Source organism: Adlercreutzia sp. ZJ154 (assembly GCF_011039055.1).
Lineage (GTDB): Bacteria > Actinomycetota > Coriobacteriia > Coriobacteriales > Eggerthellaceae > Adlercreutzia_A.
On record NZ_JAAKEF010000018.1, the window covers coordinates 14,706 to 36,401 of the forward strand.

Sequence of the window (21,696 nt, forward strand, 5' to 3'; positions counted from 1 at the left end):
CTTTCCACACTCAAACACACCTAATAGCACCCGCCGAGACACCATTGAACACTGTTTGCCCAGTGTCCTCCACATTTCAAGCGGGCTATATGGCACTTCCACCGTGGAAAGCCGGAAGTTTTGACCATTTTTTCTGCAAAAGTTGATATGCGTGCAATTCTGTTTAGCGAAAATCGCTAGTCGTGCATCTAATATTAGATATAATCCAATGTGTTTTAGGCACTTAAATAACGGAGGGGTGTATGTCAACTTGCCAGTCTCATAGCGTGAAGCGCCGTTTGTTCAAAGATGCCGGGCGCGCTTGTCCTATTGACTACAAGATTGCTGAAGACGCTTTCAGCGGTACGCCGCAGGAAAGTTGCGATGTTTTGTATGTGGTAGGTGGTTTGTACGGCAATCCTTTCGCGCTAGATGCTATAGAGGCTATGATTCAGGCGGAAGACAGCAGTAAGAAAACACTTGTGGTATTTAACGGCGACGCGCATTGGTTTGACAAAACTGCCGAAAATTTCGCCGCTATTGAAGATCGTATTCAGAAATATGTGCCGCTGGTAGGCAATGTTGAAGCTGAACTGCGTCGTCAGACCGATGTGGGGGTGGGGTGCGGCTGCGCCTATCCGGAATGTACGACTGACGAGGCGGTTTCGCGTTCGAACAGAATACATAAGATGCTGTCTATAGCGGTAGATAAGCATCCCGAATTAAAGCAGCGTCTTGTTGGGCGTCCAGCTACGCTTACTGTAGATGTAGCTGGCTTTAAGGTGGGAATAACCCATGGCGACGAGAAGCTGATAGGTGGATGGGATTGTTCGCGCGAAACCCTGCAAGACATAATGCGCCAAGACGAATTAGATGGTTTCATGGCGGCAAACGGCATTGATGTTTTTGTCACAACGCATACGTGCGCGCCTGTGGCTCTAACGTTGGCGCGTGGCGCCATTATAAATAACGGTGCCGCTGGCCTTCCGAATTTTGCGGGAGAGAATTTCGGGTTATGTATTCGCATTGCGTGCAATTCTAGTGAAGAATGGTCGTTTGGCACGCAGCTTGATGATTTGTTCATTCAGGCTGTGCCTGTTCGCTACGATCATAATGCGTATGTGAAGTGGTTTGATGCGTTGTGGAGTGAAACTAGTCCTGCGGCTGTATCGTATAGGGACCGCATACTTAACGGTCCGGAAGACTATTTGATCGACTCTTTGTTGGGTGGGTTTAGTTGTGGGCCTTCTGCTGCGGGCGTTCGAAGAAGCGGCACTCGGGCTACAGTGCGCGATGTGAATTTGGAATTAGCCAAGCTGCTGTATTTCGAAGATGTGTTAGACGATGAATCGTGTACGATAACCGATCCGTTTCCTAATACTTTGCAAGTGAATTTAACGGCTAAATGCAATATGGCTTGCGCGCATTGCCATCACGGCTGTAATCCTAAGCGTGATGAACATATGAATCATGAAACGTTGGAAGCCATTTTGAAAGTGGCGCGCGATAGACAAATGCAGACTATAGACATAACGGGCGGCGCGCCTGAAATGCATCCGGAATTCGAGTGGTTTTTGCGCGAGGCTGCCAATGCTGTGCCTAATGTAATGGTGCGTACAAATTTGACAGTACTAGATTTGCCTGAGTATTCCCATCTTTTGGATGTGTATGCACGTTTGGGTATAGAACTTGTGGCGTCGCTTCCTAATGTGTTTGGTGCGCAGGCCGATATGCAGCGCGGGCACAAAACATATGACAAGTCGATAAAGATATTGAAATTGCTGAACGACTTAGGTTATGGGCGCGATTCTTCTTGTGTATTAGATTTAGTGTTTAACCCGCAAGAGCCAATTATGCCGCCAGAGCAGAATGAACTTGAACAAATGTATAGGCGACGTTTGGGGCAGGTGGGCATTGATTTTAATAATCTATTTGCTGTCGCAAATAATCCTATTGGTAAATATGGTGCAAGTCTTATAGATTCCGGCGCATTCCAGAATTATATGGATTTGCTAATAGACAGTTTCAACCCCGATACATGCGAGAACATGATGTGCCGCCATCAGCTTTCCGTAGGGTGGGATGGCACGGTGTATGACTGCGACTTCAATTTAGCATTGGGGCTTGCTGCCGAGGATGAAAATGGACCTATAAACATTGCCGATTACGCTAACGATGCTGCTCGTTCGCTTCAGCGCAGCATTAAGTTTGGGAACCATTGTTATGCGTGTACCGCTGGGTTTGGGTCTAGCTGCGGTGGCACATTAGTGCAGGGCGAAGCCAACTAGAATAGGGCGCTTGGGTGGCGCATGCGTGCGTCTGCCGATTCTAAAGTTGACAAATTATATATATTGGTTAATGTCCAATATTAGACATAGACAAACTATGTTTAACATCATGCCCACGCAAAAAGGAGGTTGAAAGGCATGACGATGGATATGACCACCGGTATATTCTTCTGGGGCTTTATGATCGTATATGGCATTGTGATGTTTGCCATAGCCCCGAAGACTGTGACCGTAGGCGGCTTCTTTAGAGGCGAAGATCGCAAGGGACGCGATGCCAATCCTTGGCTTGTCATGGCGTCCGTCTTCATTGCATGGATTTTTGCGAAGTCGGTTACAAACGCGGCTAATATGGGCGCCAATTTCGGTATTGTAGGCGGCGTTGGATACGCAGTATATTGGCTGTGCATTCCGCTAACCGGTTGGGCGCTTTATAGGCTTCGCGTGAAGTTTCGCGCAACGTCGCTTGTCAGTTTCCTGACCGAGCATTATGGGGTTGCAGCGGCATTTTGTTTCTCGGCAGCTATTCTTGTACGTCTGTTTAACGAAATTTGGTCGAACACATCTGTTGTAGGTGCCTACTATGGCAATTCGGGTACTGCACCGTTTATTATTGCAGCAATTTTGTTCACTCTACTTACGCTGGCATATTGTTGTCGCTCGGGCATGCGCGGCTCTCTTATTACCGACATGGTGCAAGCAATACTATTCGCAGCGTTGCTTATTGCAGTGTTGTGCTTTGTTGTGCCCACACATGGTGTTGGTGAATTCATGTCAACCGGCGTATGGACGCTGGAAGGCGGCGTTGACTTCATAATAGGTGCTGGCTTGCAATGCTTAAGCTACGGTTTTCACGATGCGGTGCTAACCGACCGCGGCTTTCTATGTGAAGCCAAGAAAATGCTGAAAGCATTTATCGTGGCTGGCTTGCTGGGTTTTGTCGCTATTGTGCTGTTCTCGTTCATCGGCGTGTACGCCTATCTTGAGGGAATGAGCATTAGTGGCTCAGACGCGCCTGTGGTTGTTGCGGAATCGTTCGGTATACTGGCGTTCTTCTGCATGGCAGTCATAATGATAATGACGGCTGGCTCTACGCTGGACTCAACTTTTACAGCGCTTTCGAAGCTGACTGCGCGCGATTTGCCGGGCATTTTGGGTAAGAATCTAGATCACGTTCGCCGTGCGGGCATTTTGTTTATGATTGCTTTTGCAATTGTGGGCAACCTGCCTATGATTATGGGTGCCGACATTATTCTAGCTACCACAATTTCCGGCACCATGATAATGGGCTTAGGTCCCATCTTCTTGATGCATGGCGTAGTGAAGCCGACTAAAGTAGGTTTCTTCCTAGCCTTCTGGATTGGCATGATTTTGGGCATTTGGGATGTTGTTGATGCCGCGTCGCTCTCGTTTATGAATATAGGCGCTGGCAAGTATGCGAATTTCCTAGGTGTTAATCTCTGGGGCGCTATTATTTGCTGGCTGGCTTACATTATTCCGGGCGTTGTGGGAATGATGCAAGACAAAGCGCGCGGTATTGAGCCTACTTGGAAAGGGCTTTCTCGCGAAGAAATACGTGCCAACGAGGAAAAAGAGCGCGAATTGGAAGCTGCGGGCACGGGAGATGCACCCAGCTTACATTCTTGCAATGGGCAGGCGAATTACGGTTCGTAGCCTTTCTGGGGCGCAGCGACGCGGATCGGACAAATATATTTCATGGTGCAGGCGCTTGTCCGTCAAGTTCACGCAAAAGCCCTGCTCAGCTGCAAATTTATGCATACTTTCTATGGTTGGTGGCTCGTCGTCGTAAGGACCAATGTGCATACACTGTACACACATGCCTTCGTTTATGGTTAGCATTTCGGCGGCAGAAAAGTCGGCACCTTTCTTTTTGCTGGCTTCTTCTGCTGCCCACGCGAATATATCAGGCGTTACAAAATCTGGAAGCCTTATGCAGCTTATCCATTTGAATTCCGATTTGCGGGCGGGGTCAAATTCGCCGTTACTTTCATCTAGCGACCAAAAGCCTTCCAGCGGCGGCACCACATAGGGAAAGTATCCGTCTATATTGTGCCCTGCTTTCGGCGACATTTTTATGGTGAAAGAGATTCCATAGAGCATCTGCATAGCCCTTTGATATTGTCCCCCTTCGACATTTGGGTCGCCCTGACCCCTGACGGCAACATAAGTAATGCTAGGCATTTCAATTATGGAAGGCTTTTTCGATGGTTGGTATATATCCTTGTATTCTTTCTTGAAATCAAACGCCATGGTTGCCACTTTCTTAGTAAGGTTTATCGAAGTGCGCTTGCTGCGCCAACAGCCTGCGCCAACAGCCTGCGCCAACAGCCGCTCTAGCGTTTCAGACGTTTCCGTAGCTGCCAATTATAAACGACAATGTTGCGCTGTATGTATTGCCAATAATTGCCGGACTTGCTTTTGCCTCAAGCTGTGTTACAAATTGCGACCCTCGTACAACTTTGCTGCAAGTGCGGCGCTAGCAATATATAAAGTTATAGAAACCACAATTCCCACCGTCCATAAAATTGCTACTGCAGACGTGTTGAAAAGCGCAGTTTCAACCGTTTCCATAATTGGCGTACCATCCACGAAAACCATTCCTATAGCCAGTATCATTATAATAATAACTGGCACTATTCTTATCCCTTTTGTCATTCCGAAACGCATAATAAGAGGAAGCCCTATTGCAGCCGCTATCAGCATTATTAGTAAAGATACTCCGCCGCTTGCCACTACATACAGCGGATCTGTGTTTGTAAGAAGCATTTTCTCTGGAACTTCTATGCTTCCAACTAACATTTCTGCCACGCCCGTAAAAGCAAATCCAATAATTATTGCTAGCAAAAAGTTAAGCAGAGCCACTATTGCTATGCTTGCATATCTGCCATAAGCTACTTGATGGCGTTTTATTGGAAGCGTAAGACGGAATTGTTCCCAATTATTCATTTCGTCATAGGCTGCAATACTGTAGAAATACATGCACGACATACCCATTGAAATAGCAGCAACGCCGACAATTGCCGACTGCGTAGATATCATTATAAATACGCCTACAATCAGCATCATTACAACCGTTTGCACGAAGGCATTTTTCATGGTTATCAAGTCGGAGAAAATCATTGCTTTCATATGCGTTCTCCTTTCAAGAAAAGCGTCATGTAGGTTTCTATATCTACTTTGTCGCACACTATATTTGGGTAGGCTTGCTTGAAAGCTGTGCGATCTGGCGCAAGTAAGTCAATTTCGTATTGGTTGCGCATTATGCGTATTGGCTGTGCATCGGGGCTTAGCGCGTATGAACTTTTTATTGCTTCAAAATCTGCGGTGCGACATCGAACTATTCCTGCTATATCGCAAATTGCATCTTTATCCACATCGAATACGACACGCCCGTTGTCTAGGCATACAACTCTGTCGGCTATTTTGTCTAAATCGGTAGTTATATGAGTAGATAGCAGTATGCTTTTGTCTCCCTTTTCCATGTATTTGCGCAGAATTTCTAGCACGTCGGCGCGCGCAATCGGGTCTAGCCCGGCGGTAGCTTCATCCAATATTAGCAGCGACGGATTATGCGACATGGCAAACGCAAGCGTTAATTTCATTCCCATACCGCGCGACAAATCGTCCACTTTCTTGTTTTTATCAAGTTGAAAGCGCGAGCAAAGCTCCCAGAAATTGTTGCTGTCCCAATTACTGTACGTCATGCGCCCAATTAGCTCTACGTCACTAACGCGCCCTTCTTTAGGAAATGCGCACGTGTCGAATACTACTCCGATGCGACTTTTGATGTTTGTGTTTTGCGAACTTTTTAACGGCAATTTGTGCCCCAACACTTCAATCGTGCCCGCATCTATGTCGATAATTCCAAGCAGCGCTTTCAAGGTGGTGGTTTTCCCGGCACCGTTGCCGCCTATTAGTCCCACTACGCAGCCTGACTCCACGCTAAGATTTACGCCGTCTAAAGTGAAGTTGTCGTAGTGCTTTGTAAGCCCTCTTACTTCAATCATGTTATGTACAATTTCGTGCATCTGGGTGCACCTTTCTTTTCTCGGGCGTTGTTCGAGTTTGTTTCTATAGTTGGTTGTGAAGGTGACAACTGTGTAAATTGTCAGTTTTCGCTGGCTATTACATCTATCATTTCATGAATGTCTTGGATGCTAAGGTTGGCGGTTTTTGCTTCGGCGTACACTTTCTCCAGTAACTGCTCTATGTTGCGCAATTGCTCTTCGCGCAGCAGTTCCATATTTCCGCCGGATACAAAACTTCCCTTGCCCTGTACTGTGTCTATAAAACCAAGTTGCTCCAGTTCTGCATATGCACGTTTTGTGGTTATTACGCTTACTCTTAGGTCGTTCGCAAGCGATCTAATTGATGGCAGCGATTGACCTTCGCGCAACGTACCCACAAGAATTGCATCTTTGATTTGCCGCGCTATTTGCTCATAGATTGGCAGATCGCTCGAATTAGAAATGATAATTTCCAAGCTACTCCTTGTCCTTCGGCGCTTTATCGTCGGGGCGTCCCCGTCGGATAAAGCGGAATAGTGTATATACCCTATATGCACAGTATATACATTCTCTAGGAATGCTGTCAAATTAGAACAGTCGCATCGTCGCGCAAAACGGTGAAACCAACTGAAAAATAGGAGAATACCGTTCATCGCGCGGAAGCCCAATTTTGCGCGATGAGCCCAAAGAAGAAGACCCGGCAAGGTGGTTCATTCGCGATATTTGCGATGGCGCTTCTTGCCGGTTTTACGCAAGCAAACCTAAGTGTTCTAGCAGTATTTTCACGCCAATAAGTATTAGGATAATGCCTCCAGCTATGGTGGCGGTGCGCTCGAAGCGTGAACCAAATTTGCTGCCAATTGCAACACCTATAAGCGAAAGTGCGAATGTTGTTAGTCCTATAACAACTGCCGCCAACGCAATATTTACACCCAGAAACGCGAACGATACACCCACGGCTAAAGCATCTATGCTTGTGGCTATTGCAAGTGCAAGCAGCTCTTTCATATCTAGTTTTGGTACGGTAGTAGAGCAGTCTATGCTTTCGGGCTTTTCGCGCGCAGCTTCAATTAGCATTTTGGCACCTATGAACGCAAGCAAAATAAAGGCAATCCAATGATCGACAGGCTCTATTACACCGGCGAACGATACGCCTAAAAGCCATCCGATAACAGGCATAATTGCTTGAAACCCGCCAAAGAATAAGGCAACAATTGCGGCGTGGTGCCAGTTCACTTTCCGCATGCAGAGCCCTTTGCAAACAGATGCAGCGAAAGCATCCATCGAAAGACCAACTGCTACTATAAATAATTCAACTATTCCCATTTTTTAATTCTAGCATTAAGAACTATTGCGAACTTTGGTTGCATAAGCTAACCGCATTATCTGGCTTTTTTGGGTGCATAGTCGCGGCTATATCCGGGCACATCCATGTGCGATATCGCCCATAAATACAGGCTAGCCACGCTTCCGTAGGGGCTGTAGCGCCGTCTATATTTCTCAAACAGCTGGCGTGTTACTTTTCTGTGGTGGTAAACCATGCGCATTCCGCGATGAATGCCCAAATCGCCAAAACTTAATATGTCCATGCGGTTTAGGCAGAACAGCAAAAGCATTTCGGCGGTCCACTTTCCTATACCTTTTAGCGAGCATAGTGCTTCTATAGCTTCAGCATCGCTCATGCGTTCTACTGCGTCCAAATCGAATTCGCCGGCTTCTATTTTGGCGGCAAAATCTTTGATATATTCAGCTTTGCGAAACGTTATTCCGCACGACTGAAGGCTATCTACGCTGGCATCATTGATGCTTTCCGGTGTAATTTCGCCTAGCTTTTCTTGCATGCGTCGCCATACGGTCTGTTGGGCGGCGGTGGAAATTTGCTGCCCTATTATCGTGTGAACAACGGCAGAAAATAAATCGTCATCAAGTTCGCGATACACGTGCCCTACAGCATCAATCGCGGCACCCAGTTTGGCATCTTTGGCTTTTAGAAATTCCACGGCTTCGTTGCTGTATTCGAAATATTTGCTTGCCATTTGCGCCTTTTCGGTCGTAGCTTCTTGATAGATAATTAGCGATGCAGATTTGAATAATACTACCTTGAAGCGGCAGCGTGCACAGGTAACAAGTGCAGTAAACTTGCTAGCGATTGTGCGGCTTTGAATGGTGTGTGAATAGGAGTTGTTATGGATGCTACAGATGCGCCTTTAAATGCGCCTTTGAATATTATCTTGGCTAGCGGTAGCCCGCGTAGGCGCGATTTGCTGCGCGATGCCGGTGTGAAATTCACTGTGCGCACGCCGCATGAGGCGGTAGATGAGCAGCTAGAGCCCGATCAGCTTATTATGCCGGCAGAGGCTGCCAAGAAACTGGCAGAGCGTAAAGCGGGTGCGGTAATGCAAGAGCTTTTGGCGGAATCGCCGGTGGGTATGTTTGCGGTTATAGGGGCAGACACCATGGTGGTGAAAGGCGCGCGCATTTTTGGCAAGCCGCGAAATTTGGAAGATGCAAAAGGCATGTTGCGCGAATTATCGGGTTGCACCCATCAGGTTATAACCGCTGTATCGGTTTGGATGATGGCTGCACCGGAAGCTGAAAATATTTCAATGGCTTATCGTACATTTGCTGAAGCCAGTAGTGTTACATTTCGTCAACTTACCGAAGATGAAATAGTTGATTATTTACGCAAAGGTGAATCATTCGACAAAGCGGGTGCCTATGCTATACAGGGCGAAGGTCGTGCGCTGGTGGAAAGCTACGAAGGTGCGCTAGACAACATAATAGGGCTTCCCGTAGAACGTCTGCTACGCGAATTTCCCGATTTCGCCAGCTGAAAATGCAGAGAAGATGCAGTACCAAACTATGCATTTATTAAAAACGCATATTGCCTTGGTTGACAATTGGGAATAATAGTAAGAAAATGTCATACGTCATACAATTTATGAGGTGGCATTATGAGCAAAATGGTTTCGGCACGCATTCCTGATGCGCTTTATGAACAAGGAAGCATTCAACTTGAAAAGCTGGGGTCTAGTCCTAGTGCATTAGTTAATGCTGCATTTGAATATTTGGTTGCTGAACGTTCGCTTCCGCTTAGTGGGCACAAAGGTAAAGTTAATAAAAAGCGCACTCTTTCGAAAAAAGAAACAGCCCGGTTAAAGGCTGCATTTCAGGCTTGTAGTCTTAATATAGATATTCCTAGTAGTGTTGCCTACGATAAAAATTTGGCACATGAGGTAAGACGTGGAAAATATGAAACTCTTGCTTGATACAAATGCGTTGATAGATCTTATTGCGTGCAGAGAGCCCTATGTTTTTGATATTCGTAAACTTTGTATCGCTTCTACATTTGGAGATGTGCAACTATGGGTAAGCACGCAATCTTTTACTGATGCTTATTATGTTTTGCGCAAAAGCGCCACGGAAGAACAAGTCAAACAGGCGCTTCTATCGGTTTTGGAATTCGTGTTGCCGTGTGGTACTTATGCTGCCGATATTAAGGCGGCGTTAGAATCTGAATGGCACGATGTGGAAGATTATTTGATAGCTTTTTCGCCGAAACATATTGGGGCTGACTATATGATAACTCGCGATGCAGATATGTCTTCGAAGTGCCCCATAAAGGCAATGACTGCGCATAATTTTGTGAAGTACTTGGAAACCGAGCATGGGCTTGTTTATGACGACATAAGTATTTAGCTATTGTGTTTCGATGCGTCTATTTATGTGCTTTCGAAATGTTGCAAGTGTGTTCGTAATCTAGCTGTTATTAAATAGTGCCTTTGAAATGATAAACTGAACACTTATAACATTTGTGAAGGGAACTGTAGTGCATGATGATATCTCACGACAGCTTTTCGATGAACAGCGAATAGCGCAGCGTGTTAGCGAATTAGGTGCCACCATAACGGCTGACTATCAGCCCTTAATTGCCGCGCACGACCAAATAGTTATGGTGTGTGTGCTGCGCGGTGCGGCTGTGTTTGCCGCCGATCTTGCGCGCGCCGTGAAATTGCCGGTTGAAATGGATTACATGTGTGTATCTTCTTACGGCGACAGCGCTACAAGTTCGGGCACAGTGCGTATCCAAAAAGACCTAAGCACTAACATAAAAGGTCGCCATGTCATCATTGTGGAAGACGTGGTAGATACGGGTCTTACCCTGAAATATTTGCGCAAAAATCTAATGTCGCGCGAGCCGGCTTCCGTGCAAATTGCTGCATTTTTGCACAAACAGCACGAAGGTCAGGCACAGCTAGATTGCCGCTATATCGGGTTCGAATGCCCCGATGAATTCATCGTTGGCTACGGGCTAGATTACGCCGAGCGCTATAGAAACCTTCCATATCTAGGTATTTTAAAGTCAGAGATATACAGTTAAGGAATATATTTCAGTATGTCAGATAAACCAAACAAACAAAGTGGACAAAATCAACGCAAGCCCGGCGGTCAGAAAGATGGCAAGCCGAATCAGCAGCGCACTACCATCATACTTGTTGTTGTAATGTTGTTGGTGGTTGCGTTCATTAGCAGCCAGTTTATGAACATGGGCAACAGAAACGCTACAGATTCGCTTGAAACTAGTGAATTTGTGCAAGCGCTCGATCAAAATCGCGTTGAAAGTGTTGTATACGCTGCAAGCGACTACACTGTAACCGGTAAATATTATCCAGCTAGCACCGCGGGTGCGGGCATTTTGGATGCTTTCAATGAAGCGTTTGGTTCCATGAATGCGCTTATGGCGCAGCAGCATGATCCGGACGGGCAAAAGCTAGGCGGTGTTGGTACACGCACGCTGGAAGTGCAGAAACTGGGTACGGCTCGCAATTATTCCAGCGTTTATGTGGGTGCCGATTCGCTTGGCAATATTTTGGCGGAACACCCTGAAATTCAATACCAAATAACCCTTCCAAGCGGGTGGCTTTCTATTCTTACAACATTGCTGCCAATTTTGCTTATAGGCGCTTTGCTGTTCTTCTTCTTTAGCCAAATGCAGAAAGCAAACAATTCTCAGATGAGTTTTGGTAAGAACAAGGCTAAAAAGACTACCGAAGAACGCCCCGATGTGAAATTTGAAGACGTTGCGGGTGTGGATGAAGCGGTTGAGGAAATGCGCGAAGTGAAGGATTTCTTGGCAAATCCTGAGAAATACCAATCTATAGGAGCTAAAATTCCGCGCGGATGCTTGTTGGTTGGACCTCCGGGTACTGGTAAAACTTTACTTGCCCGGGCAGTTGCTGGCGAAGCGGGCGTGCCGTTTTTCAGCATATCTGGTTCCGACTTTGTGGAAATGTTTGTAGGCGTGGGCGCAAGTCGTGTGCGCGATTTGTTCAAGGATGCAAAGGAAGCTGCTCCTTCCATAATATTTATTGACGAGATAGACGCTGTAGGTCGCCAGCGCGGAACCGGTCTTGGCGGTGGGCATGACGAGCGCGAACAGACGCTAAACCAATTGTTAGTAGAGATGGATGGCTTCGATGCCACAGAGTCGGTGGTGCTAATAGCCGCTACGAACCGCGCCGATGTTTTAGACCCAGCTCTGCTGCGTCCCGGTCGTTTCGATCGCCAAATAGTTGTAGATACGCCTGATGTGCGCGGACGGCAGCGCATTCTTGAAGTTCATTCGAAGGATAAGCCCATTGGAAGCGATGTTGATTTGGCTGCGATAGCCAAAATAACTCCGGGCTTTACCGGTGCCGACCTTGCAAATTTGATGAACGAAGCAGCACTTCTTACCGCGCGCAAAGACAAGAAGATAATAACTATGCGTGAAGTGAATGAGTCGCTTGAGCGCGTGATAGCGGGACCGGAGCGCAAGGGTCGCGTTATGAATGAAGACACGAAGCATATAATTGCTTATCACGAGAGCGGGCATGCGCTAGTGGGGCACCTGCTTGACCACGCCGACCCGGTGCATAAGATTTCTATTATTAGCCGAGGTAGGGCGCTGGGTTACACGCTTTCTATTCCCGATGAAGACAAAGTTCTTAATTCTCTTTCCGGGATGAAGGACGAATTGGCTGTATTCATGGGTGGACGTGTAGCGGAGGAAATTTTCTGTGACGATATAACCACAGGTGCCAGCAACGACTTAGAGCGTGCGTCGAAGATGGCGCGCGCTATAGTTACACAATACGGCATGAGCCCGCTTGGTACGCAAGTTTTCGGGCAGCCTAATCATGAGGTATTCCTCGGGCGCGACTATGGCAATACGCAGGATTATTCAGACGAGACGGCGCGCCGCATAGACGATGAGGTGTCGAAGATAATGCGTGAGGCGCATGATAGGGCGCATGCTATCCTTAGCGCGCATGCCGATCAGATGGATTTAATGGCTAGCGTTTTGCTAGAGCGCGAGACGGTAGAAGGCGAAGCGTGTCAAGCTTTGCTAGATAATAAATGGCAAGAGTATCTAGATCGCGAAGACGAGATAATTGCTGCTAAAGAAGCTGAAGAGGCTGCTGCGCGGGCAAAAGATGCCACTGAGCACCCTGAACTTGTGGATGCAACCACTGTGGATGCTAACGCTGCCAACGAACAAGAGCCGCTTCCCGGCGAAGTGCATGTTGATTTGCCGCCCGCCGAGCAAAACAATCAAAACGATCCATATGCAGACCCGTATGGTCTAAACGACAAGAAGGAATAAATGCGCTGGCATTGCAGAGAATTTGAATTTAACATCAGCACGCCCATAATCATGGGCGTGCTCAACGTTACGCCCGATTCTTTTTCGGACGGGGGTAATTTCATTTGCCCAGACGACGCTGTAGCGCATGCGAAGGAATTAATAGAAGCGGGTGCTTCCATAATAGATGTGGGTGGCGAATCTACGCGCCCCGGCGCATCTGAGGTTTCCGCAGATGAAGAATGGCAACGCATAGGTTCTGTGGTGGAGCAGTTATGTGCGGAAGGCATGTGTGTTTCAGTGGACACTCGTCATGCTGACGTGGCGCGGCTTGCTGTAGAGGCGGGTGCTAGCATCATAAATGATGTATCTGGTTTTACCGATCCTGCTATGCAAGAAGTTGCGCTTTCTTGCGAAGCGGGGTTAGTCGTTATGCACATGCGCGGCACCCCCGAAACTATGCAAAGCAACACGGAGTACACCGATGTGGTTGCAGAAGTTCGCGATTGGCTGCGCCAGCGCACCGCACAGCTTGAAAATTTGGGAATTGCGCATGAACGCATTTGCATAGATCCGGGTCCGGGGTTTGGAAAGACCGCAAAGCAGACAATAGAACTAATGCGCAACATTCACGAGTTTGTTCGACTTGGGTATCCGGTTATGGCTGCTCCATCGCGCAAAAGCTACATTGCTTATGCTTATCACATAGATGACCCCGATCCTAAAGCGCGCGATACGGCATCGGCGGTAGAGGCGCTTATGGCTTGCGAATTGGGTGCCAGTGTGGTGCGCACCCATAATGTTGCCGAAACAGCTGCAGCGCTTTCGCAATTGCGACCTTATGTGGTGCTGTCGCTTGGGTCGAATGTGGCTCTTGTGGCAGAATCTGGTGAAGAGCAGGAAGCTAAAATTGCGCAAATTAACTATGCAGTTGGGCAGCTATGCCAACTTCCCGATTCGCAGATAATAGACATGGCTTCGTTTTACGAAAGCGAACCGGCATATTATGAAAATCAAGATAAGTTTGTAAATACAGCAATTTTGCTGCGTTCAGGCATAGCACCTAAAGAGCTCCTTGATTACTTACATTCTGTAGAAAATAGTTTGGGTCGCGTGCGCGAACGCGAAAATGGTCCCCGAACCATAGATATAGATATTGTTGATTATCAGATGTACAACTATTCTACAGACGATCTTACGCTTCCTCATCCGCGTGCAACCGAGCGCGATTTTGTGGTAAAGCCCGTGTCCGAAATGCTTCCCGGGCATGTGTTAGCTAATGGCGTGGCATTAGAGGAAATTCCCGAACAGGATAGATTGGGTCGGGCGTGCAAGATAGCTTGAGCTTCTTCCGTATAACTTACTTTGATGAAGTGTCGTCTACTAACGACCTTATAAAGCAGAGCATTGATAAAGGTGCGCCCGAAGGTGAAGTGGTTTGTGCGCGTGTGCAAGCTGCAGGTTATGGCAGGCAGGGCAGAGTATGGAAAAGCCCAGAGGGTGGTCTTTACATGTCGGTATTGCTGCGTCCTGCGGTGGAGCCTGCGCAACTTCCAACACTTAGTTTAGTGGTGGGCATAGCTGTGCGTCGTGCTATTGCTGGACTGGCGGAACTTAGCAGCGCCAACAACGTTTTGGTGAAGTGGCCAAACGATATTGTGCTTTGCATGTCAGCCGACAAAAACAGCGGTGCTTTTCAAAAATTGTGCGGTATATCTAACGAGCAGCATAGCGGCGCTATATGTATAGGTATTGGTGTGAATGTGCAAAAACCGCATTCATCAAACGATGTAGGTGGCAAAAATGTAGCCGCTTATGTATCGGATATTGTGCGCTCTAATGCGCCTTCAATTGATTTAGTATGCAGGACCATTCTGCAAAATTTTCTCAATTGTTATACCGAGTGGATACAAACAGGATTCGCTACGTTCTTGGAGGAATATAATGCGAATTCAGCTTTAACAGGCAGAGAGGTTCGCGTGCAGCGTGCCGATGGTTCGCTAATTGCTGAAGGCATTGTATGTGGCATAGATTCTACGGGCGCGCTTGTTGTCAGAGATGCGGAAGGTGCCAAGCGAAAAGTTTTATCAGGCGAAGCGCATATTGCGCTTTGATTACCGCGATTTCTAATTTAGATATTGTAATTATTACCAGTTCACTTATAATTACTTTTTCAAATGCTTAATTACTTTTCAAATGTTTGCTCGGGGCTCAAGTAGAGCAGGATTTAGTGTTGGGGGTGTTTGAATGCCTCAGACCGACTATAAAAAACTAGATGAAATGTCTGCCGAGTCTTCTAAGTCTACCGGGACAAGTCGCGCCAGATCGGTGGCTGTTGTCGGGTTGTCAATTGCGATTATTGCTGTATGTACTTGGGTCACAATTCCAATGGGTCCTATTCCTTTTACACTTCAAATGTTTGCTATTCCGCTTATTGTTTGCATATTGCGTCCAAGCGAATCGATAGCCGCTATAGCGGGGTATTTAGTATTAGGCGCTGTAGGGTTGCCGCTCTTTTCGGGAATGCGGGGCGGCATTGGGGTTATTATGGGACCAACAGGCGGCTTTCTTTTGGGCTATCTACCGGGTGTAATATTAGCTGCGCTTTTCTTGTATATAACAATGCCTGTGGCAGATAAATACTGCGCCAAACGCATGGAACAAGCGCAAGCAGACCAATTAAGACCTAGTGCGTGGCAGCGTATACGCGCAAATTTACTTGGGTGTACGTTTCAACTTGTGGCGGGAATTATTTTCACGTTTGTTTCATACGTTACGGGTTGGGCGCAATTTATGTTGGTGGCAAGCGTTGGTCCAGAAGCTGCATTTGCGGCGTGCGTAGCACCGTTTATTTTGCTAGATGCAATTAAGTTAATTGCGGCTGTAGTAGTGGCGCAGCCAATTCGTCTTGCCATTTCCCGATAGTTAAATATTTAGTATCAGTTTTTTTAATGACCGTGCTAACGTGGTGTAAATTTACGCTCGGAATATGCGACAATCTTATGCAAGAAAAACTTGCACGATAGGTAATGAATGTCAACTCAATTCAAAGTAAGCGCCGCAGCGCCTGATGCTGTGGCGTGCTTGCAGCGCGAATTGAATATGCCGCATTTTCTCGCCGCTACACTTGTGGCGCGCGGTTTTGATACGCCGTTTGCGGCGCGCAGCTTTATGTCGCCATCGCTAGAGCGCGATTGGCTTAACCCCTACGATCTTCCCGGCATGGCAGATGTCGCCAATTCGGTTGAACAGGCAATAGATGCGCACAAACATATAGTAGTATTTGGCGACTTCGACTTAGATGGCATATCGGCTACTACAGTGCTTACTCGTGGTATACGGGCGTTGGGCGGAAAGGCAACCCCGTTCATTCCAAAGCGCTTCGAAGAAGGCTATGGGTTATCGCTTGCGGCGTATGAACGCATGAAACAGCTACAACCCGATCTTATAGTCACGGTAGATTGCGGCATAGCGTGCGCTAAAGAAGTGGCGGCAATAATTGCCGATGGCGTTTCTGTTGCCGTAACCGATCATCACGAAGCGGGCTCTAGCGTTCCTGTGGGAATCCCTGTATGCGATCCGAAAATAGTAGATGGTTGCCCAAGCAACATTTTAGCCGGTGTCGGAGTTGCTCTGAAGCTTGTGCAAATGCTGGGCAGCCGCCGCGGTTTTCCGTATCTTTGGCGCAGTTATACCGATTTTGCGGCTCTTGGCACCGTAGCCGATCTTATGCCAATGCGTGATGAGAATCGCGCGCTTGTAGCTGATGGGCTTGCACATATGAATAATGAAGTGCGCCCGTGCATTGCCGCGCTAATTGAAGCTAGCGGTTCTAGCGGAAAGCCCATAACTTCTACATCGCTTAGTTTTACATTGGTGCCGCGCCTGAATGCGGCTGGTCGTATGGGAGATGCGCAACTGGCACTAGATTTGCTAATGTGCGACTCTTATCCTGAAGCTTTCGAATTGGCGCAACGGTTAGAACAGGTAAATGACGAACGCCGTGCAATAGAGGCGCAGCTTTCTGAAGTGGCAAAAGCGCAAGCTAGCGAAATTTATGCCGGTCAGCGCATATTGGTGGTTGCGGGCGCAGGTTGGCACGAGGGCGTAAAGGGCATAGTGGCTAGTCGGCTGGTTGGAATGTATGGCGTGCCGGCTATATTGTTCACCATAGATGGCGATGAAGCGCGCGGAAGTGGGCGCTCGGTGGGCAATGTGAATCTGTTTGCTGCTATAGAAAACGTGGAAGATTTACTAACGCGCTTTGGTGGACATGAAGCAGCGGTTGGTGTTACTCTTCCCGCAAAAAACCTTCCGGAATTTACGCGGCGCTTGCAGGAATATATGCAGATGCTGCCCGAAAGCGAATTTAAACCCATAACGGAAGTGGACGCAATCGTTAGCCTAGATGAGCTTACGTTGCAATCGGTGCAGATGATGGATGCACTCGCGCCATTTGGGCAAGAAAATCCTGTACCACACTTTTTGGCGCGTAACGTAACGCTTGAGAATTGTCGCGCTGTAGGTGCCGACAAAAATCATTTTTCGTGCAACCTTACGAACGGGCGAACTAGCATAGGCGCAATTTTGTTCCATTGCGAAAATATTCAAGATTTGCTGCATAACGATTCTGTAGTTGATGCTGCGTTCAGCGTACAAATTGACGAATGGCGTGGGCGGCGCAGTGTAAAAGCTATGCTAGATACACTGGCTCCAGCGCATGTGTGCGGCGCTTTATGCGCGTGTATAGATCCTTCCGTACCCGAATTGTTCGAGAAGCTATTTGGGCAAGAAAGCAAACTTATAAGCGCGGCTTTAACATGTGCAGCCGCACCTTCTGCAAATTCAGAACAGCGCACTTGGAAGGTAGTAAGCAAGCGCGCCGCTTGGGAGGAACTCGGAAAACGCGATCCGAAAGCGCTAGAGGCGCAAATAATTGAAGCCATTATTGGCAAGAGAACGCTTCATCCGGCACAACGAAAAATTCTCGATCGCTTAACAGAGGGCAAGTCTACGCTTGGCGTTATGGCTACAGGGCGCGGCAAATCGCTAATTTTCCAAGTGTATGCCGCTATGCAGGCATTAGTGTGTCATAAAGCCAGTTTGTTTGTGTATCCGCTTCGTGCGCTTATGGCTGATCAGGCTTTTCATATGGCTCAACAATTCAGTAGTTTTGGGCTAAATTGTGCCGTGCTAAATGGCGAATGTTCCCAGAGTGAGCGCGAAGCGGTCTACGCAGGCTTGACCGATGGCTGTATAGACATAGTTCTTACAACGCCCGAATATCTAAGTTTTCATGCCGACAGATTAGCTGCAAGTGGGCGCATTGGTTTTATGGTTGTAGACGAGGCGCACCATATTGGAATGGCTAAAGCTGGGCAGCGCATGGCGTATACGCAACTGGGTAGCGTTGTAAGTCGTTTGGGCGGTCCGGTTGTGCTTGCAGTAACTGCTACGGCACCCGCTGAAGTGGCAGAAGATATAAGCGACAGCATTCCTGTAGACGGCAGTGTGGTAGACGATTGTGCGCGCGATAACCTACATGTGAACGACCAGCGTAACATACGTAATCGCGACGATTATCTGGCATATTTAGTTGCTGCTGGCGACAAAACTGTCATATATGTAAATTCACGCGAACAGTCGGTGGGCGTGGCGCGCAGGCTGCGTCGTCGTGTTCCACAACTGGCACCCATGATAGGTTTCTACAATGCAGGCTTAACGCGCGCCGAACGCAAGCGCATAGAAGATTTATTCCGCGCGGGCGCGGTGCAGGTGCTTGTTGCCACATCGGCGTTTGGCGAGGGCATCGATATTCCCGATATTCGAAATGTGGTTTTATATCATATGCCTTTTAACGAGGTTGAATTTAATCAGATGGCAGGTCGTGCGGGGCGTGATGGAAAAGATGCGTGGATTCATCTTCTGTACGGCAGCGCCGATGTGTCAATAAACGAGAGCATTTTGGCAGACCTTACTCCTAATCGCGATGTTATGGCGCAAGTTTATCGCTGTTTATGCGCGCTGCAAAAGCAAGCAACCGACGGTTTTCTTTGCATTAGTTTTGAAGATTTGGCTAGGGAAGCCAGCAATAATATATGCATAGTTTCGCCTACCGCTGCTGCATGTGGCATATCTGTATTTCGCGAACTGGGGCTTATTGAGACTCAGGAAACATACAATAACGGGGTGACGCAGCACAAAATACGCGTTAATATTGGTGCGCCCAAATGTGAATTAACCGATTCGGTGCGCTATCGTGAAGGGTTGGATGAGCTGAGTATTTTCCGCGCATTTCGCAAGTGGGCTATGCGTAGCGATTTAGATCATCTATCCGTGCGGGTTACGCACCCCATAACACCTGATATGAAGCGTGAAGGACGCTAGTATGGCAACATTGACAGAGCAAACAACTAAGATGCTTACTCCTGAAGAAGTATTCGCCGAACTTGAAAACTTAACTAGCGAATACATGAGCGCCGATGAGCAGGCTACTCTTTTGCGTGCATTCCGCTTTGCGCGTGAAGCCCATAACGGGCAGTTGCGCAAATCGGGTGAGCCATTCATAAATCATCCGCTAGAAGTGGCAAAAATTCTGGCGGATTTACGCATGGACACCGAAACTTTGTGTGCAGCCATTTTGCACGATACGGTAGAAGACACTTCGGTAACTGCTGAAGACATAGAGCGGGAATTTGGTCCAGATGTGCGTCAGCTGGTAGAGGGAGTTACAAAAATAACGCGTATCGAGGTAGGTTCTTTGTCCGACGAACAGGCGGCTACTATTCGCAAGATGCTTGTAGCTATGGGTAAAGACATTCGCGTTATTGTTATTAAGCTGGCTGACCGGCTTCACAATATGCGCACGCTAAGCAGTCTTCGCGAAGACCGCCGCATATTCAAAAGCCGCGAAACACTTGAGATATATGCGCCAATTGCGCATCGTTTGGGCATAAATTCGGTGAAGTGGGAACTTGAAGACTTATCGTTTTTCTATCTAGAGCCGAACAAGTATAAACAGGTAAGCCGCATGGTAACTGACACGCGTACCGAGCGCGAGGAATACCTGAACAACGTTGTTGATATTTTGCATGAGGAAATGGACAAAGTGGGCATAGAGGCGCGCATAATGGGGCGCCCGAAACACCTGTATTCCATTTATCAGAAAATGTCGAAAAAGGGTAAAGGTTTCTCTGAGATTTACGACCTTATTGCAGTGCGCATAATTGTTCAGTCGGTGAAAGATTGCTATTCGGCGCTTGGTGCTGTGCACACGCTATGGCACCCGATGCCCGGGCGCTTTAAAGACTACATTGCAATGCCGAAATACAATATGTATCAAAGTTTGCATACTACAGTTATGGGACCTACGGGTCGTCCGTTGGAAGTGCAAATTCGCACCGAAGAGATGCATCGTGCAAGCGAATATGGCGTTGCGGCGCACTGGCGCTATAAGGAAGGCGGCGGTCGCGTAAGTCGTGACGAACTTGATTCGCAGTTGGCTTGGCTGCGCGAAATGATTGACTGGTCGGACGAAGCGGACGATTCGCGCGAATTTCTCAAGAACCTGAAGATGGATCTCGATAATGCCGATGTGTATGTGTTCACGCCAAACGGCGATGTGAAGACGCTGCGCGCTGGTGCCACACCAATTGATTTTGCGTATTCGGTGCATACCGAAGTAGGCAATCATTGTGTAGGCGCTAAAGTGAATGGGCAAATAGTGCCGCTGTCGTACAAGTTGAAAGTAGGCGATCGCGTAGAGGTACTAACATCGAAGAATGCAAGTCCTTCACGCGATTGGCTTGGCATGGTGGCAACACCTTCGGCTCGCAACAAAATACGCGGCTATTTCAGCAAGCAGACACGTTCAAGCGATAGGCAGGAAGGTCATGACATGCTTATGCGCGAAATGCGCAAGCACGGTTTAGGGCTTTCCAGCGCGCGCAGCGTGAAAGCGCTAAAGAGCGTGGCTGAGGCTATGGGCTTCAACGATGCCGACGATATGTTTGTCCAACTTGCGCGCGGCAAAGAAAGCGCGCAGCATGTGGCGAATCGTCTGCTGAAAATACTGGTCGATAGCGCAAATGAAGCCGCTAAGACACCCGCACCCGGTGTTGGGGCTGGCTCTACCGGCGTTATGGCACCCATGATAACCAGCGTGAAGCGCCCCAAGAAACACGAGGCGCATTCCAGCCACGGTGTTGTGGTGAAGGGGATAGACGATGTATTGGTGCGTTTGTCGCGTTGCTGCAATCCTGTGCCGGGTGATGAAATAATCGGTTTTGTTACCCGCGGGCGTGGGGTTAGCGTACACAGGGCAGATTGCCCGAATGCGCAAGATTTGCGCCGCAATCCCGAGCGAATAATTGATGTATCGTGGGCAGGCGATGCTCCGCGCGAATCAACGTTTAAGGTGGAAATATACGTTGAAGCGCTAGATCGCATGAATTTGCTTTTGGACGTAACGCGCGTTTTGTCGGATGTGGGTGCGAACGTTATCTCATGTACGACGAATACACATCGGGACGGCTTGGTTGAAATGCGCTTTTTATTTCAAGTGGGCGATTTGTCTATGATCGATTTAGCGATTCGTGAACTTGCTGCGGTTGAAGGTGTTTTTGATGCTCGCCGCATGATGCCCGGTCAAAAAATTGCCTCTACTAGCTAGGGGCAATTTTAAAGCGTTTCTTTTATATGGCTGTTCATTAACTCGTAGGACTTCCAGTCTGCGTGAGCTAAATCAAAATGGATAGCAATTTGTAATTAGTCACGTTTC

Annotated in this window: 18 protein-coding genes; 12 read left to right on the forward strand and 6 right to left on the reverse strand. The window is 47.8% G+C overall.

Going from position 1 to position 21,696, the window contains the following annotated elements; translation table 11 throughout:
• The first annotated feature begins 242 nt into the window (after positions 1 to 242).
• Positions 243 to 2,267: an arsenosugar biosynthesis radical SAM (seleno)protein ArsS gene (gene arsS, locus G7Y37_RS07320; protein ID WP_165062817.1), complete on the forward strand. Its 2,025-nt coding sequence runs from the start codon at positions 243 to 245 to the stop codon at positions 2,265 to 2,267.
• Positions 2,268 to 2,405: 138 nt separating this feature from the next.
• On the forward strand, positions 2,406 to 3,938 hold the full coding sequence (locus G7Y37_RS07325; protein ID WP_206214133.1) for a hypothetical protein: 1,533 nt from the start codon (positions 2,406 to 2,408) through the stop codon (positions 3,936 to 3,938).
• Here the strand turns inward: G7Y37_RS07325 and G7Y37_RS07330 are convergent.
• From G7Y37_RS07330 to G7Y37_RS07355, 6 genes are all read right to left on the reverse strand, one after another.
• Entirely contained in the window at positions 3,900 to 4,535 is a 636-nt protein-coding gene (locus G7Y37_RS07330; protein WP_165062855.1) for a GyrI-like domain-containing protein, read from the reverse strand. The genes G7Y37_RS07325 and G7Y37_RS07330 overlap by 39 nt on opposite strands.
• 183 nt (positions 4,536 to 4,718) lie before the next feature.
• Complete coding sequence (locus G7Y37_RS07335) at positions 4,719 to 5,414, reverse strand: ABC-2 transporter permease (protein WP_165062818.1); 696 nt, start codon at positions 5,412 to 5,414, stop codon at positions 4,719 to 4,721.
• Positions 5,411 to 6,313 carry an ABC transporter ATP-binding protein gene (locus tag G7Y37_RS07340; protein WP_165062819.1) on the reverse strand — a complete coding sequence of 301 codons (903 nt, stop codon included), beginning with the start codon at positions 6,311 to 6,313 and terminating at the stop codon, positions 5,411 to 5,413. Before G7Y37_RS07340 ends, G7Y37_RS07335 begins: the two co-directional genes overlap by 4 nt.
• Positions 6,314 to 6,393: 80 nt before the next feature.
• Positions 6,394 to 6,768, reverse strand: a complete 375-nt coding sequence (locus G7Y37_RS07345) for a GntR family transcriptional regulator (protein ID WP_165062820.1) — start codon at positions 6,766 to 6,768, stop codon at positions 6,394 to 6,396.
• Between the two features lie 271 nt (positions 6,769 to 7,039).
• Positions 7,040 to 7,618, reverse strand: a complete 579-nt coding sequence (locus G7Y37_RS07350; RefSeq protein WP_165062821.1) for a manganese efflux pump MntP family protein — start codon at positions 7,616 to 7,618, stop codon at positions 7,040 to 7,042.
• A gap of 56 nt (positions 7,619 to 7,674) precedes the next feature.
• Positions 7,675 to 8,328, reverse strand: a complete 654-nt coding sequence (locus G7Y37_RS07355) for a DNA-3-methyladenine glycosylase (protein ID WP_165062822.1) — start codon at positions 8,326 to 8,328, stop codon at positions 7,675 to 7,677.
• A 150-nt stretch (positions 8,329 to 8,478) separates the two neighbouring features.
• Between G7Y37_RS07355 and G7Y37_RS07360 the strand changes: the two genes are divergently transcribed.
• The 10 genes from G7Y37_RS07360 to G7Y37_RS07405 all read left to right on the forward strand — a co-directional run bounded on the left by G7Y37_RS07360 (position 8,479) and on the right by G7Y37_RS07405 (position 21,588).
• Complete coding sequence (locus tag G7Y37_RS07360) at positions 8,479 to 9,126, forward strand: nucleoside triphosphate pyrophosphatase (protein ID WP_165062823.1); 648 nt, start codon at positions 8,479 to 8,481, stop codon at positions 9,124 to 9,126.
• A gap of 120 nt (positions 9,127 to 9,246) precedes the next feature.
• Positions 9,247 to 9,561: a hypothetical protein gene (locus G7Y37_RS07365; protein WP_165062824.1), complete on the forward strand. Its 315-nt coding sequence runs from the start codon at positions 9,247 to 9,249 to the stop codon at positions 9,559 to 9,561.
• Positions 9,545 to 9,991: a PIN domain-containing protein gene (locus G7Y37_RS07370; protein ID WP_165062825.1), complete on the forward strand. Its 447-nt coding sequence runs from the start codon at positions 9,545 to 9,547 to the stop codon at positions 9,989 to 9,991. Before G7Y37_RS07365 ends, G7Y37_RS07370 begins: the two co-directional genes overlap by 17 nt.
• 130 nt (positions 9,992 to 10,121) lie before the next feature.
• Positions 10,122 to 10,673, forward strand: a complete 552-nt coding sequence (hpt, locus tag G7Y37_RS07375; protein WP_165062826.1) for a hypoxanthine phosphoribosyltransferase — start codon at positions 10,122 to 10,124, stop codon at positions 10,671 to 10,673.
• A 15-nt stretch (positions 10,674 to 10,688) separates the two neighbouring features.
• The gene (ftsH, locus tag G7Y37_RS07380; RefSeq protein WP_346773613.1) at positions 10,689 to 12,938 is read left to right on the forward strand and encodes an ATP-dependent zinc metalloprotease FtsH; all 2,250 of its coding nucleotides are present in this window, start codon (positions 10,689 to 10,691) and stop codon (positions 12,936 to 12,938) included.
• Positions 12,939 to 14,261: a dihydropteroate synthase gene (gene folP, locus G7Y37_RS07385; protein ID WP_165062827.1), complete on the forward strand. Its 1,323-nt coding sequence runs from the start codon at positions 12,939 to 12,941 to the stop codon at positions 14,259 to 14,261. It begins immediately after the preceding gene.
• Positions 14,246 to 15,031, forward strand: coding sequence for a biotin--[acetyl-CoA-carboxylase] ligase (locus G7Y37_RS07390; protein ID WP_165062828.1), 786 nt, complete (start codon positions 14,246 to 14,248; stop codon positions 15,029 to 15,031). Before folP ends, G7Y37_RS07390 begins: the two co-directional genes overlap by 16 nt.
• Positions 15,032 to 15,164: 133 nt before the next feature.
• Positions 15,165 to 15,842 carry a biotin transporter BioY gene (locus G7Y37_RS07395; RefSeq protein ID WP_241156062.1) on the forward strand — a complete coding sequence of 226 codons (678 nt, stop codon included), beginning with the start codon at positions 15,165 to 15,167 and terminating at the stop codon, positions 15,840 to 15,842.
• Positions 15,843 to 15,950: 108 nt separating this feature from the next.
• A complete protein-coding gene (gene recJ, locus G7Y37_RS07400; protein ID WP_165062829.1) occupies positions 15,951 to 19,304 on the forward strand; it encodes a single-stranded-DNA-specific exonuclease RecJ in 3,354 nt (1,117 codons plus the stop codon).
• A 1-nt stretch (position 19,305) separates the two neighbouring features.
• Entirely contained in the window at positions 19,306 to 21,588 is a 2,283-nt protein-coding gene (locus tag G7Y37_RS07405; RefSeq protein ID WP_165062830.1) for a bifunctional (p)ppGpp synthetase/guanosine-3',5'-bis(diphosphate) 3'-pyrophosphohydrolase, read from the forward strand.
• Positions 21,589 to 21,696 lie beyond the last annotated feature (108 nt).

What these genes read in the sequence shown, in the direction of transcription:
- G7Y37_RS07360 (WP_165062823.1), top strand. Translation starts at nt 8,479, where the DNA reads ATGGATGCTACAGATGCGCCTTTAAATGCGCCTTTGAATATTATCTTG.
- folP (WP_165062827.1), top strand. Translation starts at nt 12,939, where the DNA reads ATGCGCTGGCATTGCAGAGAATTTGAATTTAACATCAGCACGCCCATA.
- G7Y37_RS07335 (WP_165062818.1), bottom strand. Translation starts at nt 5,414, where the DNA reads ATGAAAGCAATGATTTTCTCCGACTTGATAACCATGAAAAATGCCTTC.
- G7Y37_RS07340 (WP_165062819.1), bottom strand. Translation starts at nt 6,313, where the DNA reads ATGCACGAAATTGTACATAACATGATTGAAGTAAGAGGGCTTACAAAG.
- arsS (WP_165062817.1), top strand. Translation starts at nt 243, where the DNA reads ATGTCAACTTGCCAGTCTCATAGCGTGAAGCGCCGTTTGTTCAAAGAT.
- G7Y37_RS07325 (WP_206214133.1), top strand. Translation starts at nt 2,406, where the DNA reads ATGACGATGGATATGACCACCGGTATATTCTTCTGGGGCTTTATGATC.
- ftsH (WP_346773613.1), top strand. Translation starts at nt 10,689, where the DNA reads ATGTCAGATAAACCAAACAAACAAAGTGGACAAAATCAACGCAAGCCC.
- G7Y37_RS07330 (WP_165062855.1), bottom strand. Translation starts at nt 4,535, where the DNA reads ATGGCGTTTGATTTCAAGAAAGAATACAAGGATATATACCAACCATCG.
- G7Y37_RS07405 (WP_165062830.1), top strand. Translation starts at nt 19,306, where the DNA reads ATGGCAACATTGACAGAGCAAACAACTAAGATGCTTACTCCTGAAGAA.
- G7Y37_RS07365 (WP_165062824.1), top strand. Translation starts at nt 9,247, where the DNA reads ATGAGCAAAATGGTTTCGGCACGCATTCCTGATGCGCTTTATGAACAA.
- G7Y37_RS07355 (WP_165062822.1), bottom strand. Translation starts at nt 8,328, where the DNA reads ATGGCAAGCAAATATTTCGAATACAGCAACGAAGCCGTGGAATTTCTA.
- G7Y37_RS07350 (WP_165062821.1), bottom strand. Translation starts at nt 7,618, where the DNA reads ATGGGAATAGTTGAATTATTTATAGTAGCAGTTGGTCTTTCGATGGAT.
- G7Y37_RS07395 (WP_241156062.1), top strand. Translation starts at nt 15,165, where the DNA reads ATGCCTCAGACCGACTATAAAAAACTAGATGAAATGTCTGCCGAGTCT.
- G7Y37_RS07370 (WP_165062825.1), top strand. Translation starts at nt 9,545, where the DNA reads ATGAAACTCTTGCTTGATACAAATGCGTTGATAGATCTTATTGCGTGC.
- recJ (WP_165062829.1), top strand. Translation starts at nt 15,951, where the DNA reads ATGTCAACTCAATTCAAAGTAAGCGCCGCAGCGCCTGATGCTGTGGCG.